The sequence below is a fragment of the Veronia nyctiphanis genome (genome assembly GCF_004116385.1).
In the GTDB taxonomy this organism is placed as follows: Bacteria; Pseudomonadota; Gammaproteobacteria; order Enterobacterales; family Vibrionaceae; genus Veronia; species Veronia nyctiphanis.
On the sequence record NZ_PEIB01000029.1, the window covers coordinates 1 to 18326 of the forward strand.

Annotated in this window: 19 protein-coding genes and 4 pseudogenes; 8 read left to right on the forward strand and 15 right to left on the reverse strand. The window is 46.8% G+C overall.

The features are described 5' to 3' along the window. From CS022_RS18515 to CS022_RS18530, 4 genes are all read left to right on the forward strand, one after another. Positions 1-1128 (forward strand): penicillin-binding protein activator (locus CS022_RS18515; protein ID WP_201746322.1); only part of this gene is annotated, 1128 nt, incomplete at its 5' end. Continuing rightward, entirely contained in the window at positions 1112-1483 is a 372-nt protein-coding gene (locus CS022_RS18520) for a YraN family protein (protein WP_129123509.1), read from the forward strand. The genes CS022_RS18515 and CS022_RS18520, both read left to right, overlap by 17 nt. Further along, a complete protein-coding gene (locus CS022_RS18525) occupies positions 1484-2077 on the forward strand; it encodes a phosphoheptose isomerase (RefSeq protein ID WP_129123510.1) in 594 nt (197 codons plus the stop codon). Beyond that, a complete protein-coding gene (locus tag CS022_RS18530; protein WP_129123511.1) occupies positions 2077-2646 on the forward strand; it encodes a BON domain-containing protein in 570 nt (189 codons plus the stop codon). The genes CS022_RS18525 and CS022_RS18530 overlap by 1 nt, the downstream gene beginning before the upstream one ends. Before the next feature lie 44 nt (positions 2647-2690). Here CS022_RS18530 and sspB read toward each other — a convergent pair whose 3' ends face one another. The 8 genes and pseudogenes from sspB to zapE all read right to left on the reverse strand — a co-directional run bounded on the left by sspB (position 2691) and on the right by zapE (position 9090). After that, positions 2691-3215, reverse strand: a complete 525-nt coding sequence (gene sspB, locus CS022_RS18535; protein WP_129123512.1) for a ClpXP protease specificity-enhancing factor — start codon at positions 3213-3215, stop codon at positions 2691-2693. Between the two features lies 1 nt (position 3216). After that, positions 3217-3855, reverse strand: coding sequence for a stringent starvation protein SspA (gene sspA / locus CS022_RS18540; protein ID WP_129123513.1), 639 nt, complete (start codon positions 3853-3855; stop codon positions 3217-3219). Between the two features lie 90 nt (positions 3856-3945). Continuing rightward, positions 3946-4682 (reverse strand): annotated as a pseudogene (locus tag CS022_RS18545) (cytochrome c1). Beyond that, a complete protein-coding gene (locus CS022_RS18550) occupies positions 4679-5944 on the reverse strand; it encodes a cytochrome b (protein WP_129123514.1) in 1266 nt (421 codons plus the stop codon). Before CS022_RS18550 ends, CS022_RS18545 begins: the two are co-directional and overlap by 4 nt. Continuing rightward, the gene (gene petA, locus CS022_RS18555) at positions 5944-6534 is read right to left on the reverse strand and encodes a ubiquinol-cytochrome c reductase iron-sulfur subunit (protein ID WP_129123515.1); all 591 of its coding nucleotides are present in this window, start codon (positions 6532-6534) and stop codon (positions 5944-5946) included. The genes CS022_RS18550 and petA overlap by 1 nt, the downstream gene beginning before the upstream one ends. A 383-nt stretch (positions 6535-6917) precedes the next feature. Next, positions 6918-7310 carry a 30S ribosomal protein S9 gene (gene rpsI / locus CS022_RS18560; RefSeq protein WP_129123516.1) on the reverse strand — a complete coding sequence of 131 codons (393 nt, stop codon included), beginning with the start codon at positions 7308-7310 and terminating at the stop codon, positions 6918-6920. Positions 7311-7317: 7 nt separating this feature from the next. Next, positions 7318-7744: pseudogene (rplM, locus tag CS022_RS18565) on the reverse strand (50S ribosomal protein L13). A gap of 236 nt (positions 7745-7980) precedes the next feature. Further along, on the reverse strand, positions 7981-9090 hold the full coding sequence (gene zapE, locus CS022_RS18570; protein WP_129123517.1) for a cell division protein ZapE: 1110 nt from the start codon (positions 9088-9090) through the stop codon (positions 7981-7983). A gap of 210 nt (positions 9091-9300) precedes the next feature. Here zapE and zapG point away from each other — a divergent pair, with 210 nt between their 5' ends. The 3 genes from zapG (at position 9301) to degS (ending at position 12353) form a co-directional block, all read left to right on the forward strand. After that, positions 9301-9723: a Z-ring associated protein ZapG gene (gene zapG / locus CS022_RS18575; RefSeq protein WP_129123518.1), complete on the forward strand. Its 423-nt coding sequence runs from the start codon at positions 9301-9303 to the stop codon at positions 9721-9723. A gap of 79 nt (positions 9724-9802) precedes the next feature. After that, a complete protein-coding gene (locus CS022_RS18580; RefSeq protein WP_129123519.1) occupies positions 9803-11167 on the forward strand; it encodes a Do family serine endopeptidase in 1365 nt (454 codons plus the stop codon). Positions 11168-11297: 130 nt separating this feature from the next. Beyond that, entirely contained in the window at positions 11298-12353 is a 1056-nt protein-coding gene (gene degS / locus CS022_RS18585; protein ID WP_129123520.1) for an outer membrane-stress sensor serine endopeptidase DegS, read from the forward strand. 69 nt (positions 12354-12422) lie between these two features. On the opposite strand, the gene murA is transcribed toward degS, so the two are convergent. From murA to mlaF, 7 genes and pseudogenes are all read right to left on the reverse strand, one after another. Beyond that, complete coding sequence (murA, locus tag CS022_RS18590) at positions 12423-13679, reverse strand: UDP-N-acetylglucosamine 1-carboxyvinyltransferase (RefSeq protein ID WP_129123521.1); 1257 nt, start codon at positions 13677-13679, stop codon at positions 12423-12425. A 9-nt stretch (positions 13680-13688) separates the two neighbouring features. Further along, the gene (gene ibaG, locus CS022_RS18595; protein ID WP_129123522.1) at positions 13689-13946 is read right to left on the reverse strand and encodes a BolA family iron metabolism protein IbaG; all 258 of its coding nucleotides are present in this window, start codon (positions 13944-13946) and stop codon (positions 13689-13691) included. A 14-nt stretch (positions 13947-13960) separates the two neighbouring features. Next, positions 13961-14269: an STAS domain-containing protein gene (locus CS022_RS18600; protein ID WP_129123561.1), complete on the reverse strand. Its 309-nt coding sequence runs from the start codon at positions 14267-14269 to the stop codon at positions 13961-13963. Continuing rightward, a complete protein-coding gene (mlaC, locus tag CS022_RS18605; protein ID WP_408057264.1) occupies positions 14269-14949 on the reverse strand; it encodes a phospholipid-binding protein MlaC in 681 nt (226 codons plus the stop codon). The genes CS022_RS18600 and mlaC overlap by 1 nt, the downstream gene beginning before the upstream one ends. Positions 14950-14957: 8 nt before the next feature. Then, complete coding sequence (gene mlaD / locus CS022_RS18610) at positions 14958-15434, reverse strand: outer membrane lipid asymmetry maintenance protein MlaD (protein WP_129123524.1); 477 nt, start codon at positions 15432-15434, stop codon at positions 14958-14960. Positions 15435-15437: 3 nt separating this feature from the next. Next, positions 15438-16216: pseudogene (gene mlaE, locus CS022_RS18615) on the reverse strand (lipid asymmetry maintenance ABC transporter permease subunit MlaE). Continuing rightward, a complete protein-coding gene (mlaF, locus tag CS022_RS18620) occupies positions 16216-17013 on the reverse strand; it encodes a phospholipid ABC transporter ATP-binding protein MlaF (RefSeq protein ID WP_129123525.1) in 798 nt (265 codons plus the stop codon). Before mlaF ends, mlaE begins: the two are co-directional and overlap by 1 nt. Positions 17014-17354: 341 nt before the next feature. Between mlaF and CS022_RS18625 the strand changes: the two are divergent. Then, positions 17355-18316, forward strand: a pseudogene (locus CS022_RS18625) (calcium/sodium antiporter). Positions 18317-18326 lie beyond the last annotated feature (10 nt).

Consider the following 18326-nt stretch of genomic DNA (forward strand, 5'->3'; position numbering starts at 1 on the left):
AGCTTTCTGAGTAACAACCTCGCACTTTTACGCGACCTTGAACCCTACAGCCCAAGGCATATTGCATTACTACTACCACTGACTGACAAATTCGCATCTGCCGGTCAGGCCGTCAGAAACGGCTTCATTCAGGCAATGATGGACAGTCAACCTCAAGAAGGCACCGAACCGCCCACGATTTCGTTCTATGACACGAATGCCATGGACATGAAGGATATCCACAAAGCCTTGGAAAAAGACGGTATCGAATTTGTGATTGGGCCGTTGCAAAAAGACAAGATTGCGCAATATCTGGATACCACTGACAAACGTATCCCTATGCTGGCGTTGAATGCACCGGCGGATTCAGAGACAGCACTTGGCGCCGCTTGCTACTTTGATTTATCACCAGAGCAGGAAGCCAGCCAGGCGGCAAGACACCTCATCAAACAGAACTTCCACTACCCTTTGGTTCTTGCACAGGAAACAACCTACGGTAAACGTGTCAGCGAAGCCTTTGCCAAAGAGTGGAAGAAAGAAACCAACAAAAGTGCTCAGGTGGACTACTTCACCGACCAAGCCACCATGCAGCGGAAAATTCAATCTGTCTTCGGTTTGTTTGACAGCCAAAAGCGTATCGAACAGATGAAGCAGCTGCTTAGTCTTGACCTTGAATCTGAGCAACGCAGCCGACGCGATGTGGATGCGGTGTATCTCGTTGCGAGTGCCAGAGAGCTTATTGCACTCAAACCATTCATTGATATTGCCATTAACCCCGATGTTCAGCCTCCTAAACTTTTCGCCAGCTCAAGAAGCAACGCGGCTATCAGTGGTATCGGTCAGATAAGTACTAACGGTGAAGTAAAAGGGGTAGAATTTAGTGATGTACCGCTAATCATTGATCAGAATAACGCGACGGCTGTTCGCTTTTACCAACTATGGCCAAATCAAAATAACTCCTCTACACGGCTTTACGCGATCGGAATGGATACGTTTGAACTCATCAATCAGCTTCCTCAGATGCAGTCTTCGCCAGATTATCGCTATCAAGGGCAATCTGGAGAGCTTTCAATCGGTGGCAGCTGTGTCGTCAGCAGAGCCCTTAGCTGGGCAAAATTCGGGGAACAAGGCATTGTTGCCGTGGAATAAGAAACAGGCCGGTGACCATTTTGAACAACAAGCCCGCAACTACCTCAGTCAGCGCGGGCTTAAGTTCTTGGCTAAAAATGCTCGTTGTAAACAAGGCGAGATAGATCTCATCATGCAGGACGGCGAATGCACCGTTTTTATTGAGGTGAAATTTCGCAAAACGAACACTTTTGGTGGAGCCGCCTATGCGATCGGCGAAAAAAAGAAAGCACGGTTATTTGCTGCAGCAGAATTCTGGCTTTGCCAACAAGGAAAAAACAGTGCACATACCGAATTCAGGTTTGATGCCGTCACGTTTGAAGGTGACGTATCTTCCGTTAACTGGATAAAAAACATCGAAATAAAAGGGTTTTAAATGCTAGACAGCATCAAAGAAAGCTTCACAGAGAGCATTCAGACACAAATAGCCGCAGCAGAAGCATTGCCAGAGCAGATTTCCAAAGCCGCACAGGTCATGGTTCAGTCTTTGCTCAATGGCAATAAAATCCTTTGCTGTGGAAATGGAGGTTCTGCCGCTAATGCGCAGCACTTCGCATCCTGTTTGCTGAACCGCTTTGAAACAGAGCGTCCAAGCCTGCCTGCATTGGCCCTGACCGCCGACACTGTCACTCTGACTGCGGTTGCCAACGATTATCACCATGATGAGGTCTTCTCTAAGCAAGTCAGAGCCTACGGGCAAACTGGTGACGTGCTCTTGGCGTTCTCAACCAGCGGTAACAGCAAAGACATTATCAAAGCCATGGAAGCGGCAGTGACACGAGACATGACTATCGTTGCGTTCACGGGCAAAGACGGTGGCGAAATGGCAGGCTTGCTGGGAGAGCAAGACGTCGAGATCCGCATACCATCGCAGCGAACAGCCCGAATTCAGGAAGTTCACCTGATCACACTGCACACGCTGTGCGATCTGATCGATCAGGTTCTCTTCCCTCAGCATGGAGAGCTCTAATGAAAAATATATCTCTTTCACTGGTAACTATATTTTGCCTTTTCTTCGGGGCTGGCTGTTCAACGATTTATGAAAACGACACCCGTTCAGCAAAAACGGAATGGAATGATAGCAAGGTTGTCATCGATGTCGCAGGGATCGTTAATAAACCCGAGTTTAAAGGGCTAGTAAGACTTAACGCGGTGTCCTATCAGGGTAAAGTACTGATTGTTGGCCAAGCGGTTAACGAGACGGTCAAACAACAAGTTGCGAAAAAAGTTGAATCATTGAAAAATGTCGATGAAGTATTCAATCAACTTCGGGTGCGTCCGCTTCTCAACCTCTCTGAGATAGGTCAAGATACTTGGATCACAACCAAGGTGAAGTCAAATTTGGTCGCCAGCAAGAAATTGATGGATGTGAATATCAAGGTACTGACAGAAGACAAAGAAGTATTTTTACTTGGCTATGTCACTGACACACAGGCAGATATCGCAGTGGATATTGCAAGGCATATCTCTGGAGTAAAACAGGTTATTAAAGGCTTCAACTATGTCGAGGCAAAACCTCAACCAGAAGTTAAGCAATAGTCGAACAAGCAGCATAAAAAAACGCAGCCATTGGCTGCGTTTTTTTATTTAACGACAGTTAACGTCGGCTTACCCTTCGGTCGCTCTTTTTCGTCGTTTTCATCGACGTCAGAAGTATTGAGTTCATCTGTATCGACCAATGCCTCTTCAGGCTCAACGATATCGACTGAGTTCACAGGAGTTTCCTCAGTCGGGCTTTGTTCTTCTGATTCAGCCATCACGGCTTCAAGTTGCTCTTCATAAGCCTCTTCGGCCTCAAACATGGTACCTGCACCGTTTTCTCTCGCGTAAATAGCTTTAACCGCGTAGAGAGGCACCGACACCTGCATTGGGCGACCGCCGAAACGGGCATTAAAAATCACATCTTCATTACCAAGAGCAAGTTCGCCCACGGCGCGTGGGGCTATATTCAGGACAATTTGCCCATCTTGAACATACTCCCAAGGCACAACAACACCGGGAAGTTCAGCGTTCACGACCAAATGTGGGGTAAGATCATTATCCAGAATCCAGTCATAAAACGCCCTTAACATGTAAGGACGACGAGGAGTCAAAGATATGTCTTGCATATTATTGCCCTGCTAAGCGCATTTCACGCTCTGCTTCGGTCAGTGATGCTAGGAAAGAGTCACGCTCGAATACACGAGCCATATATGCTTTCACTTCTTTCGCGCCCGGACCACTTAGCTCGATACCCATAACTGGCAGACGCCATAATAGCGGAGCAAGGTAACAATCAACTAGGCTGAACTCTTCGCTCATGAAGAATTCGTACTCAGCAAACACAGGCGCCAAAGCCAGCAGCTCTTCACGCAATTGACGACGTGCGCGCTCAGCTTCCTCTGCATTACCTTTTTTGACTTTTTCAGCCAATGAGTACCAGTTTTTCTCAATACGGAACATCATCAGTCTGCTGTTACCACGAGCAACAGGGTAAACAGGCATCAAAGGTGGGTGAGGAAAACGCTCATCCAGATATTCCATGATAATATTTGCGTTGTATAGCGCTAGCTCACGGTCCACAAGGGTCGGCACAGAGTTGTAAGGATTTAGGTCGAGTAAATCCTCTGGCAGGTTATTTGGATCTACCAACTCAATCTCAAAGGTTACGCCTTTCTCAGCAAGAACAATACGCACCTGATGGCTATACATGTCTGATGCGTCGGAGTACAACGTCATCACCGAGCGTTTATTGGCAGCAACAGCCATTAACCCCTCCAGAATGTTTCATTTACAGAAAAATAATGGGGGCGTTAGCCCCCATTTGATATAGGATCAGCAACTCACTAGAGTAACCGATCAGTGAACATCACGCCAATACTCTTTCTTCAACAAGACGGATAAGACGAGGAAAATAACTAAAAAACCTATTACCCACATACCAAGCTTTGACGTTCGAGCTTCATTGGCTCACCTGAATATTCGAGGAAGTTCACTAAATCGCGAACAGCATCGTCGTATTCTTCCGCGCTCAGCTCACCATTGCCCAGTGACTTGATACCCTGGAATTCTTCAACCATCTCACCATCGATAAGTACTTTTTTATACTGTTTCACTGGTGTGCCTTGAAGCTCTTCCAGCACATGAGGCATACCAACACTTGGAAATACGGTGTTGTTGACGCCAAACGGACGCGAAGGGTCCTCATAAAACGACCGAAGGTAGGTGTAGATCCAGTCTGTGCCTCGCACTCGAGATACCAAGGTTAAATCTGGTGCTGGAGCTCCAAAAAACGTCGCGGCATCTTTTGTGGAAATTGCGTTTGTCATCAAATCGCCAATTTTAGCATTCGCATCGAAGATCAGGTTTTCCATCATTAGGTTCTTTGGAATACCCAAGTCCTCAGCGACACGTTCGTATCGCTGGTATTGTGTTGCATGGCAGCCAAAGCAATAGTTCATGAAGAGCTTCGCGCCTCGTTGGAGCGATGCAGTGTCACTCAAATCATTGTTTGCACTGTCCAGCGGTACTTTAGGACCCGCAGCCAAAACCATAGATGGCAGCAGGGCAAACAGAATTACAATCCATTTCTTCATTTATAATTCACCCTTTCCGGAAGTGGCTGCGTGGCCTCGTTTTTACTGTATACAAACAGAAGTACGAAGAACATAAAGTAACCAAAGCTAAATATCTGCGCCATCAAGGTGTAGGTCGGAGTGGCAGGCAGCGCGCCCAAAATTCCCAGACCGATGAAGCACACGATAAATTGCGCAATGTTAGCGAGGTGCCAGCCACTGCGGTAGCGGTATGAACGTACTTTACAGCGATCGAGCCATGGCAAAAGGAACAACACCACTATCGACGCTCCCATCGCAATAACACCCAATAGTTTATCGGGTACTGCCCGCAAGATTGCGTAGAAAGGCGTAAAGTACCAAACAGGTGCAATGTGCTCCGGGGTTTTCAGCGGGTTAGCTGCTTCAAAGTTAGGTGGCTCGAGGAAATACCCACCCATTTCAGGGTTAAAAAACAACACGTAACTGAACAATATTGCAAAGCCCGCGATACCAATCAGGTCTTTCACCGTACCGTAGGGATGGAAAGGAATGGAGTCAATGATGTCGTATTTATTGCTGTAGTCCTTATGGAACGGGAAACGAGTCTTGTAATCATCGCCTTTTGTTCCTTTGGGGAGCTTAGTCTCAATACCATCCGGGTTGTTAGATCCCACCTCGTGAAGTGCTAGAACATGAAGTACAACCAAAAGGAGCAGAACGATAGGTAGAGCAATAACATGAAGCGCAAAAAAGCGGTTCAGCGTGGCACCGGATATCACATAGTCACCGCGAATCCAGAGCGTGAGGTCATCACCGATAACTGGAATGGCACCGAACAGCGAGATAATGACCTGAGCACCCCAATACGACATCTGGCCCCACGGCAGCAGATAGCCCATAAAGGCTTCTGCCATAAGAACCAAAAATATCAACATACCAAATACCCAAAGGAGCTCACGTGGCTTTTGATATGAACCGTAAATCAGGGCACGAAACATGTGTAGATAGACAACCACAAAAAACGCTGATGCGCCCGTAGAATGCATATAGCGCAATAACCAACCGTACTCCACATCACGCATGATATATTCGATAGACGCAAAAGCGCCCTCAGCTGACGGGTTGTAATTCATTGTCAGCCAAATTCCCGTCAAGATCTGGTTTACCAACACCAGCATCGCGAGAGAACCAAATAAGTACCAAAAATTGAAATTCTTCGGCATTGGGTATTCTGACAAATGCTTTTTGTAGGCATTCATCGATGGAAGGCGCTTCTCAAACCAGTTTGCTAAGTTTTCCATTACGCAGCCTCCTCATCAGCACCCACCAGAACGCGCGTATCACTTAAGAATGTATATGGCGGAACGACAAGATTTAAAGGGGCAGGAACGCTCTGGAAGACACGACCCGCCATGTCAAATTTGGACCCGTGACACGGGCAAAAGAAACCAGAGGGAACACCGCTTACTTGCTCATCGAACGTATCGGGTAAATAAGTCGGTGAACACCCGAGGTGGGTACAAATACCGACAGCAACGAAAATATCGGGTTTGATAGAGCGATAGCCATTCGTGGCATACTCAGGCTGTTGAGGTTCTTCGGAATTAGGATCCCTCAGATCCGCATCTAATGAAGGTAACTGGTCCAGTACAGACTGGCTGCGCTTCACTACCCAAACTGGCTTTCCGCGCCATTCGACGCGAACCATTTGTCCTTGTTCTAATTTGCTGATATCGACTTCAACCGGCGCACCTGCGGCTTTTGCCTTTGCGCTCGGATTCCAAGACTTGATAAAAGGCACAGCTACAGCCACTGCACCTATACCGCCGACCACAGAGGTGGTGGCTGTAAGGAAACGGCGGCGGCCGGAATTCACTGGCGCATTGCTCATCCAACATTCTCCCATGTGCTCCCGCATGGTTTATTGTTATGTCCCTATGCGTCCTTGGAGCTTGTGGCTTACAGAAAGGTATGCGGTACGACTGCCCTATACAACGCTCTAGCAACCACATATCGTCAACAGAATGATAAAGAAAACACCACTTTTTGACAAGATTTTGCTACCTTTTTGTAACAAATGTGATGTCATCACTTAACAAAGTTCAAAATGGGACAAAAGTCCATATTAAACGCGTAAAAAGTGGATTTGTGTCATTACTTTATTTGGCAGTTTAGAACAAAAAGGAAGGAGTCAGGAAAAGTATATACAAAAAAGCCTGACACAATGGCCAGGCTTTTTGAATCCAAAATTCCAGGAAATATCCTGAAGCGAAATTAACGCTTAGAGAATTGTGGACGACGACGTGCTTTACGCAGGCCAACTTTCTTACGTTCAACGCGACGTGCGTCACGAGTAACGAAGCCAGCTGCACGCAGCGTAGGACGCAGGCTCTCATCGTACTCCATCAGAGCGCGAGTGATACCGTGACGGATAGCGCCCGCCTGACCAGAGATACCACCACCAGAAACAGTGATGTACAGGTCCAGCTTCTCAGTCATCTCAACCAGCTCAAGTGGTTGACGAACTACCATACGTGCAGTTGGACGACCGAAGTAGGTTTCCAGTGAACGTTGGTTGATGACGATGTTACCGCTGCCCGGCTTGATGAATACGCGAGCTGCGGAGCTTTTGCGGCGACCGGTGCCGTAGTAATGTGCCATTGCTATATTCCCCTTAGATGTCTAGTACTTTCGGCTGTTGAGCAGTGTGCTTGTGCTCAGCGCCGCGTAAACTTTCAGTTTACGGAACATGGCACGACCTAGAGGACCGCGTGGCAGCATGCCTTTAACAGCTAGCTCAATAATCATTTCTGGCTTCTTAGCGATCAGCTTATCAAAGCTGATTGACTTGATACCACCGATGTAGCCAGTGTGGCTGTGGTAGATCTTGTCCGTCGTTTTAGCGCCAGTAACAGTTACTTTTTCTGCGTTGATAACTACGATGTAGTCACCAGTGTCAACGTGCGGAGTGTACTCCGGCTTATGCTTACCACGTAGAGAGATGCAATCTCAGTTGCGATACGACCCAGAGTTTTACCTTCTGCGTCTACAACATACCAGTCGCGTTTTACGGTTTCTGGTTTAGCAACGAAAGTTTTCATGCTAATAAATACCCGATTCTAAAATAATTTCACTTAAGGAGTCATTTGACTCCCACTGTTAAGCGTCCATTCAGCACCCCTTCGAGTGGTGGTACCCTCGGCCTAAGCCTTTCAACAGTAACGGTGGGTCGGCGGATTATAGGGCACACTGGAGAAAAAATCACCTTTTTTTAAGATAAATTCTCGCTTTTTTGACTGCCAAGGATAAATGCCAGCGTAAGCCCTAAAAAATCATGTTACGGCAGATGTTCGAGAGCCAAATAATCATGGCTTTGCATTTCGTTCAACCTTGATAAACACCGCTTGAATTCAAAGGCTAGTCGCCCACCCGAGTATAAGTTTTCAGCGGGTACTTCAGCAGAAATGATCAGCTTTACGTTTCTCTCGTAAAACTCATCGACCATTGCAATAAATCGTCTTGCCGCATCATCTTTTTCGGGCCCTAACTGAGGGACCTCAGATAACAATACTGTGTGGTAGAGCCTCGCTATTTCTATGTAATCAGCTTGTGAACGAGGGCTATCACACAGAGCGTCGAAGCGAAAATGAACCACGCCTTCAGCTTCCTGCCTGATATCTATCGTTCTACTATTTATGTGAATTTCAGGCTCCTGTCTGTGAGGCTCACAGGCTAGTTTCTGAAAGTACTCTTTTAGGTTTTCTTCTGCTTCGGCATCCAAAGGAGAATGGTATATCTCGGCTTGCTCCAAAGTACGAAGTCGATAATCTGTGCCCGAATCAACATTTACGATTTCGCAATGCTGATTGATAAGCGCAATGGCGGGCAAAAAGCGGGCGCGCTGCAAACCATTTCGATATAAACCATCCGGCACAATATTTGAGGTCGCAACAAGGCAAATACCACGGGCAAACAAAGCTTCTAGCAAGGTTCCAAGAATCATTGCATCGGTGATATCCGAAACAAAGAATTCGTCGAAACACAACACTCTCGTTTCCTTCGCCAATTTGTCTGCCACCTTTTCAAGTGGGTCGCTCTCTCCATCCAGAAGCTTTAATTCCTGATGAACGCGGTGCATGAAACGGTGAAAGTGCATGCGCATTTTTTGTTCAAATGGCAATGCTTCATAGAAAAGGTCGACAAGGTAGGTTTTGCCACGTCCAACGCCTCCCCAAAAATATAATCCCTTTTCTGGCGTTAGCGTTTCTTTGGCAGTCTTTCTGGAAAAAAAAGAAAAAGAAAAGCGAGGTTTTCCGCTCTCTTTTGCCGGGCTACGACATAAACGATGATATAGCTCATCAAGTTTTTCTATCGCCATTTGCTGGGCTGGATCGTGATAAAAATCAGGACGCTCTAAATCCTTTTGATAATACTCAATGGGCGTCATTGCACTCAACTACCTCGTTCTCAACTTAAATCAGGCAATTAGTGCCCAAGCTCCATATTCCAATCAATAGTACCACGCAGATATATTGCCATGTATAGTTAAGATATATGGAAGCGCTTCTGTCGCATATCGGGCTCTTACAATCTGGCATTGATTACCCGGCGTTCAGTATTGCTTCATCACTTTGGTTTTGACGTACAAGGAGCAGTCATGGGAGCGATCAACATATTGGTTTATTTGATCATCGGCGTTGTTATCGGTTTTTTTCTCGCAAGGTTTACGTCTGGCAATGCCTCTCAACAGAAAGAACTCAAAAAGGATTTGGAAAAGTCGCAGTATGAGCTTGCCCAATATCGCCAGGATCTGATCGATCACTTCTCTCAAAGCGCAGAGATCCTCGATAATATCTCTCGTGACTACAGTAAGCTCTATCAACACATGGCAAATGTCTCCGCAGATTTGGTGCCAGACCTACCGCCGCAAGATAACCCGTTTGCGAAAAAAATCACCAAAATCAGTGACTCCAAAGCAAAAGAGTCCACTCCTCAAGAGCAACCACGTGATTACTCAGAAGGCACCAGTGGTTTCTTAAAGGAAAATGGTGCAACCCAGACGGACACCAAAGCGAGCTAATTGTGACAAGCTTTCTCAGGCATTGAACTTTTTTACACCCTTTCCACTCTTATAGTTGTCTGTAAACAGGAGTGAATTTATGAAGAAAAAGTCTCTGGTTGCATTGAGCAGTCTTTCTCTGCTCATAGGTTCTGTTATCACTACATTACCTACATATGCGGCGTTGCCAACGGCTGTATCCGGTCAAACTATGCCAAGCTTGGCACCGATGCTTGAGAAAGTAAGTCCGGGTGTTGTAAGCATCGACGTGGAAGGAAGCCACGTTTCTAAACAACGTATTCCAGAAGGTTTCCGTTTTTTCTTTGGGCCTGATTTCCCGTCAGAACAAGTTCAGGAGCGACCTTTCCGCGGATTGGGCTCTGGTGTCATTATTGATGCGAAAGAAGGCTATATCATTACCAATCACCATGTCATTGATGGCGCGAAGAAAATCACGGTTAAGCTCAATGATGGTCGCGTGCTAAATGCAGAGCTCATTGGTAGCGATCAGTTTTCGGATGTCGCGCTGCTCAAAGTAGACAACGTGGATGGACTCACCGAAGTTAAACTCGCCGATTCAGACACTATCCGTGTTGGCGACTTTGCGATAGCTATTGGTAATCCATTTGGATTAGGACAGACAGTGACATCAGGTATTATTTCCGCATTGGGTAGAAGCGGACTGAATGTCGAAAACCTGGAAAACTTTATCCAGACGGATGCGGCCATCAACAGTGGTAACTCCGGTGGTGCATTGCTTAATCTTAATGGTGAGCTGCTGGGTATCAACACAGCTATACTCGGCCCAAATGGTGGGAATATTGGTATTGGTTTTGCCATTCCTTCCAACATGGCTAAAAACCTGGTTGAGCAAATCATCGAGTACGGTCAGGTCAGACGCGGACGCCTTGGTGTTCATGGTCAGGAGCTCACTTCAGAGCTTGCTGAGGACTTTGGCTATGAAACAAATCACGGTGCCTTTGTTAGTAAAGTCGATGAAAACTCAGCAGCAGATAAAGCGGGTGTAAAAGCTGGCGACATTATCGTGTCGGTAAATGGCAAAAATATTCGCAGTTTCGGCGAACTCAGAGCCAAAATTGGCTCTCTAGGCGCGGGTAAAAAGGTCGAACTTGGACTTGTCCGAAACGGCAAAGAAAAGACAGTCATTGCAGTTCTAAATGATGTAGGCCAAACAGCCAAAGCCGAAACCCTGCACAAGGGACTTCAAGGTGCTGAGCTCGAAAACTTCAGTAAAGACGGTCAGCAAGGCGTACTTGTCAAAGAAGTGAGTAAAGATTCATCCGCAGCCGTTAATGGTCTCAAGCAAGGTGATTTGATCGTTGGCATAGGTCGAAAAGTGATCAGCAATCTGGGTGATCTCCGTAAAGAGCTCGATGGTAAGAATCGTCCGTTGCCTCTGAACATCATTCGTGGTTCATATTCTATGTATCTCATGGTTCAGTAACATCCTGAATACGAAAACCTGATCCAAACAATCAAAAGGCCTGTTTTAACAGGCCTTTTGCATATCTACTCAATTGGGAGTTTCAATGTTATCCTCTGGATGATATCACTCACTTTGGAATTCTGCGCTGATGTTGGCATTTCTCTTCCGCTCGATCGTACTAGGTGTAGCTGCAGCTTTATTACTGCTTCTGAGCGTACCTTCTTTGCGAACCGACGCGATGAATATACTTGCACAGCCAGCGGCACCCGAAGAAGCGTTCATTTCCTACAACTCTGCATTCAGGAAAGCCTCACCTGCTGTCGTCAATATCTATAACAAACGCTTTAATAATGAAACCAGATCAATGGAACTTACCAGTGCTGCGTCTGGCGTGATCATGTCGGACAAGGGCTATATCCTGACAAATTACCACGTCATTATTAATGCCGATGAAATTACAGTTGCGCTGCAAGATGGCAGGATTATCAATGCGCACTTAGTGGGAAAAGATAAACGCATTGATCTCGCCGTTCTGCGTGTGGAAGGGGGCGACTTCCCGGTGATCCCACAAGATCCTAATTACAGCCCAAAAGTTGGGGATGTCGTGTTAGCTATCGGAAACCCCAATAATCTAGGTCAGACCGTGACATCCGGGATCCTCTCTGCAACCGGCCGCTCAGGCGTGAGAATTATCGGCAGCCCACTGGATCTTCTGCAAACTGATGCGGCAATTAATGATGGCAACTCGGGCGGCGCTTTAGTTAACAGTCGTGGCGTATTGGTCGGTATAAACACAGCTTCACAAAAGGATACCGAGACCCAAGGAATTTCCTTTGCTATCCCTTATCCCATTGCAATTAAGATCATGAAAAAATTGATTGCTGATGGCAGAGTCATTCGTGGCTTCATCGGTATTAGCGGAAATCAGGTGTCGCCGCTAACAGCCCGCTTGCATAACATTGAGCCGCTCTCCGGTATTCTCGTGACGGAAGTTTCGCTAGGTGGACCCGCAGACAGTGCAGGGTTACAACCACGGGATTTGCTGATTGAAATTGATAATACACCGCTTCATAACAATCTAAGCACAGGCTTTGATATTGTGGCTGACCTGAGGCCAGGAACAAAAACGACAGTCACCGTTATTCGAAATGGTGAAACTCTGACGTTACCGATCATTATTGGGGAAGCGCCTTTAGATCCGTAACAAACCATAGCGATTAAAAAAGCCACGCTTTTTGGCGTGGCTTTTTAAGACTGATCAGCTTCTGGGTGATTACTCGCTGAAACGTTCGATATTGACGCCAAGAGGCCTCAATTTATCTTCAATTCGCTCATATCCACGATCAATGTGATAAATACGGTCTACCGTAGTCACGCCTTTCGCTATCGCACCTGCAATCACTAGACTCGCCGACGCGCGTAAGTCTGTTGCCATGACTTGAGCACCACTCAAACCATCACAATCACCACAAATCACAGTATTTCCCTCTATCTCTGCGTGAGCGCCCATACGCTGAAGCTCAGGAATATGCATAAAGCGGTTTTCGAAAATGGTCTCGGTGATAACACCTGTGCCTTTGGCTATTAAATTGAGCAATGAAAACTGCGCTTGCATATCAGTAGGAAAGCCCGGATGAGGCGCGGTTCTGACATTAACGGCTTTCAGTTCTCTGTCCGTCATATCAAGAGAAATCCAGCCCTCACCAGACTCTACCTTCGCACCCGCTTCTTCCAACTTTGCAATGACAGATTCAAGCAATGACGCCGATGTATTTCGACATATGATCTTACCGCCAGAAACAGCGGCTGCAACCAAGAATGTGCCCGTTTCAATGCGATCTGCCACCACACTGTGATAACCACCGCCCAAACGATCGACACCTTCGATTGAAATTTTATCCGTACCCGCACCCGAAATTTTCGCCCCGAGTGTATTGAGGAATGTTGCGCAATCTTCAATTTCAGGCTCTCTAGCGGCATTTTCAATGACTGTAGTGCCCTCTGCCAACGTCGCTGCCGCCATGATAGTCACGGTCGCGCCAACACTGACTTTATCCATCACAATGTGCGCCGCTTTCAAACGTCCATCGACTTTAGCTTTCACATACCCTTCTTCAAGAGTGATGGTAGCACCCAGTTGTTCAAGACCGTGAATATGTAAATCTACTGGTCTGGCACCAATCGCGCAGCCTCCTGGTAGTGATACCTGACCTTCTCCGAATCTTGCGACAAGTGGACCCAATGCCCAAATAGACGCACGCATTGTTTTAACCAAGTCGTAAGGTGCACAGAAATTATTCACCTTGCTGGCATCGACATATACGGAACCATTGCGTGAGACTTCAGCACCAAGTTGCGCAAGCAACTCCATGGTGGTGTCGATGTCTTTTAGCTTGGGAACATTGGCAACTTCAACGGGTTCTTCAGCCAGCAATGCGGCAAAGAGAATTGGCAAGGCTGCGTTTTTAGCACCAGAGATTGAAACTTCCCCGCAAATAGCGCCACCGCCATGGACTCTAAATTTTTGCATGTCACCCTCTTACATTGGCTGCATCAGTTTCTTGTCACGCGCCCATTCTGCGGGTGTCATGGCCTTGATGCTCAGAGCATGAATGGCATTGGTGCGGATATGTTCCATAAGAGGGGCATAAATTGTTTGCTGCTTTTTGACACGGGACATGCCATCGAACATATCATCCACCGCGATCACTTCAAAGTGACTTCCTTCACCCTTGACATGGATTTCATCCAACGACAGCGCAGCTTCAAGGATCGACTTAATTTCTGTAGTTTCCACTGTATTTCCTCGTCTTACGCAACAGCATCGTTATTGAGGATTGCATCAACATTACTCAGTGTCAGCAGCACCTTCAGCTGTTCCGGAACCCCCAGCAACACAAGTTGCTGTCGGTTATTGTTCAATTCATTTTTCAAATGCAAAAGCATCGCCATTCCCGCAGAATCAACCCGCTTTAATTGAGAAAGGTTCAAATTCACGTTTTGCTGATCTGGCAACCAAGAAGCGCGTTGTTGCCAAAACGCAGGAACTGTATTTCGGTCTAGTTCACCTATTAAAAAGTACGAACCATCTTCCTTTTTGACAAGCTCCAGAGGCTTCATCACTTTATCGCCTCTTTGGCTGAAATAGGCTGCTTAGCGAGCTCTTCCAGCTGATTGGCGACGGCAAGAATACCATTTTTACGTAATTGAGTACTCCACTCACTCTGCTTGGTGTTCAGCATGCTGACGCCTTCAACATCCACATCATAGCCTTGCCATTCACCGCTCTTACTGTTCTTTCTCAGTTTAAAATCAAGCCGGATTGGAGGGCGCGCTGAATCAAGAATCTCTACCCTGACACCTACAACCTTACGTTTAGGATCAATCGGTGACGGCGATTCAACATTAATTTCTTGATTAGTATATTGGGTCATGATCTGAGCGTATGCAGCAATGAGATAATCTGTGAATGCCTTAACAAATTGATCGCGTTGCGCTTTGGTTGCTTTGTTTGCTTCTCTACCCAGCACTTTATAAGCGGCATATTTCACATTGATATGTGGCAACAGCTCTTCTTCCGCGACGGCACGCAAAAGCTCTGGGTTTTGCTGAAAGGTCTGATGATCTTTCTTAATGCGTGCAAATGCGTTGTGTGATACCTGATTGATCAATGTATAGGGGTTGGTCGCATCAATATCGGCTTTCGCCACAGTGCCTGTTTGTGTGCCTGTCGCGAGCACACTAAAACTAGGGGCAGTACCTAAAACAGCGAGCAGGATAACGCCTGAGAGTTTCTTGATCATTGTTTTCACTCCTTTTTGTCACCGAGACTGAATAAAACCTGTCCAATAAGGTCTTCCAACACAATCGCTGAGCGGGTCTCTTCCAGTAAATCACCGTCCTGAAGCAACGCAATATCATCATCAACAAAGCCCGGACGAATGCCTATGTATTGCTCGCCAAGAAGGCCTGCTGTCAAAATAGCTGCGGAGCTGGTCTCTGGGAAGTGACCATATGTCTCGTCGATTTCCATCACTACCGTCGGCAAGTAGTCAGGTGCCGTCAATGTAATGTCTTTCACTCTTCCGACGACAACACCACCAATTTTCACAGGGGAACGTACCTTCAAACCACCCACATTTTCAAAGTGTGCAGATATGGTGTAGGTGTCGCTTTTGGTCAAGCTTTTTACATCAGCGACCTGAAAGATCAGTACGAGGATGGCCATTAAACCAGCCAATACAAACGTCCCAACCCAAAATTCTGTTTTTCTTGTTTGTTGCATTTTTTAACTCCCAAACATCAAGGCTGTAAGGACAAAATCAAGACCTAATACGGCCAGTGACGAATGCACAACTGTGCGTGTGGTAGCCTGACTGATCCCTTCAGAGGTTGGAACCGAATCATAACCATTAAATAGTGCTATCCAAGTAACCGTGACGGCAAATGCGAGGCTTTTAATGAAGGAATTACCGATGTCGTAGCCAAGCTCGACAGAAGACTGCATCAGTGCCCAATAGCTACCGTAATCAATACCTTTCCAGTCAACGCCGACGAGCTGTCCGCCCCAGATGCCCACAGCGATAAATATCATTGTGAGTAGCGGCATAGAGATAACACCAGCCCAAAACCTCGGTGCTATTACTCGTCTGAGCGGGTCTACAGCCATCATCTCTAGACTTGATAGCTGCTCTGTTGCCTTCATTAAGCCAATTTCAGCTGTTAACGCGGATCCCGCTCGACCAGCAAAGAGCAGTGCCGTAACCACAGGTCCAAGTTCACGAAGCAGTGATAGTGCAACCATCTGCCGAGGCTGGTTTCGGCGCCAAACCCCGTGAGAACAAGGTAGCCTTGAAGGCTCAATACCATACCTATGAAAAGGCCAGAAACGACAATAATGGCAAGTGAACGAACACCTATTGCGTTCAATTGGGTGATCAGTAAAGGGAACATTTTCTTTGGTTGCGGTTTACCAAAGATGGCACCAAACAACACAAAGGTAGCACGCCCGATAGTCTGAGAGACTGACATCACACGCGAGCCCAGCTCCTGAATCATTCTAATCATTATGAAAAGAGCTCCGTATCAATTTCCTGAGCGGGATACCTGAAAGGTACCGGACCATCGGCAACACCATTGAGGAATTGGGCTATTTGAGGATCGGGGTTTTCGCGCAACGAAGCGGGGGAACCTGACGCGAGTATCTTGCCGTTGACCAGAATATATACGTGGTCGGCAATGCCCATCACTTCGGTAACATCATGAGAGACGACAACCGATGTTAGGCCAAGTGCCTGATTGAGGTTACGAATCAAACTGACTAAGACACCCATGGTAATGGGGTCTTGTCCCGCAAAGGGCTCGTCATACATGATAAGCTCGGGATCAAGCGCAATCGAGCGGGCAAGCGCGGCGCGCCTCGCCATACCACCAGAGAGGCTGCTGGGCATCAGCGCTGATGCACCACGAAGACCGACCGCTTCGAGTTTGAGAAGAACCACTGTACGAATTATGTTTTCAGGCAAATCAGTGTGTTCTCGCAACGGGAAGGCGACATTATCAAATACCGTCATATCAGTGAATAAGGCCCCCGACTGGAACAACATGCTCATGCGCTTGCGCACTTCATAGAGTTTCTGACGCCCCAGAGCAGGAATATTGTGGCCACCAAAATTGATTTCACCGGCTTCCGGCGACAACTGCCCCGCCATCAGCTTGAGAAGCGTCGTTTTCCCTATTCCGGATGGGCCCATTATCGCCGTCACCTTCCCTTTAGGAACGTTTAGGCTGACATCATCGAATATTTTCCTGTCGCCCCTTGAGAACGTAAGGCCTTTAATTTCAACCAAATGTTCCGAATTCATCGCGAGCCTTCTTTAAATAAAAATCGAGAATGTACAAGTAAGCCAGTGATAGTAATCGTTCCTCATATATGATGGCAATCATGGTATGTGGTTGATTTTAAATTTTGTTGCACCTGACTTAATCAAAACTTGTGATTTTCGCGCAAGCCTCTTTACGAAAAATCACCTCATGTCGCCCCATAGAATCTGTTTTTGCTAGAGCACCATAAGCTTATTTTTACGCTTGTTGCGACTGAAAGTCTGAATCAATTGTGGTTCCCGTATCGCTTTTTCTTCACATTTAATCCATTACCCGTCAAAATTGCTGCTTTCAACGTCCCTAGATTAAGAAAGGAATATTAATGATTGAAGCGACAGCCCTTCTCGTCGTCGGCTTGGCTTTGTTGGTATGGAGTGCTGACAGACTGGTTTTCGGTGCCGCGGCGATAGCCAGGAACGTCGGCATATCGCCGCTTGTCATCGGTATGACAATCCTTGCTATGGGAAGTTCAGCACCCGAAATGGTCGTTTCAGCGACGGCAGCGTTAAAAGATCAAACCGATACCGCTGTAGGTAACGTCATTGGTTCGAATATTGCCAATATTGCACTTATTCTGGGGATGACGGCACTTATTAAGCCTCTTCTCATCAGCTCAGACATCGTTCGACGTGAGTTGCCTCTACTCCTTGTCATCAGCGTTGTTGCTGGTGCAGTGCTTTGGGATCTCAAATTAGCATTCCATGAAGGCCTTATTTTGGCAGGTATGTTTGTCGTTTTTCTTATCGCGATGATGAATATTGGTCGTGCCAGCGGAGAAACTGACCCGGCGCTTGCTGAACAAGAAGCGGAAATCCCTGAAGGTGTATCCAGCCGTAAAGCCGCATTTTGGGTAGTGATAGGGCTCGTTCTGCTGATAGGCAGTGCAAGCATGGTCGTTGAGGGCGCAACAACCATCGCCAAAGCATTTGGTATGAGCGATTTGGTTATCGGATTGACTATCGTTGCTGTCGGCACCAGTTTGCCAGAACTTGCCGCTTCTGTGGCTGGTGTTTTAAAAGGTGAAGATGACCTCGCTGTCGGCAACATCATCGGTTCAAACATATTCAATATACTCGCAGTAATGGGTATTCCAGGCTTATTAAATCCGTCGATGATTGACCTTCCGCCATAAATCGGGACTACATTGTCATGATGGCACTGACACTTATTTTGTTTGTATTTGCGATTGGTAAAGGCCGCAAAATTGGCAGATTCCAGGGAACATTCCTGTTAGCCTGCTTTATCAGCTACCAGAGCTATCTTTTCTACACGATGATCCAATAAGGTTAGTTAC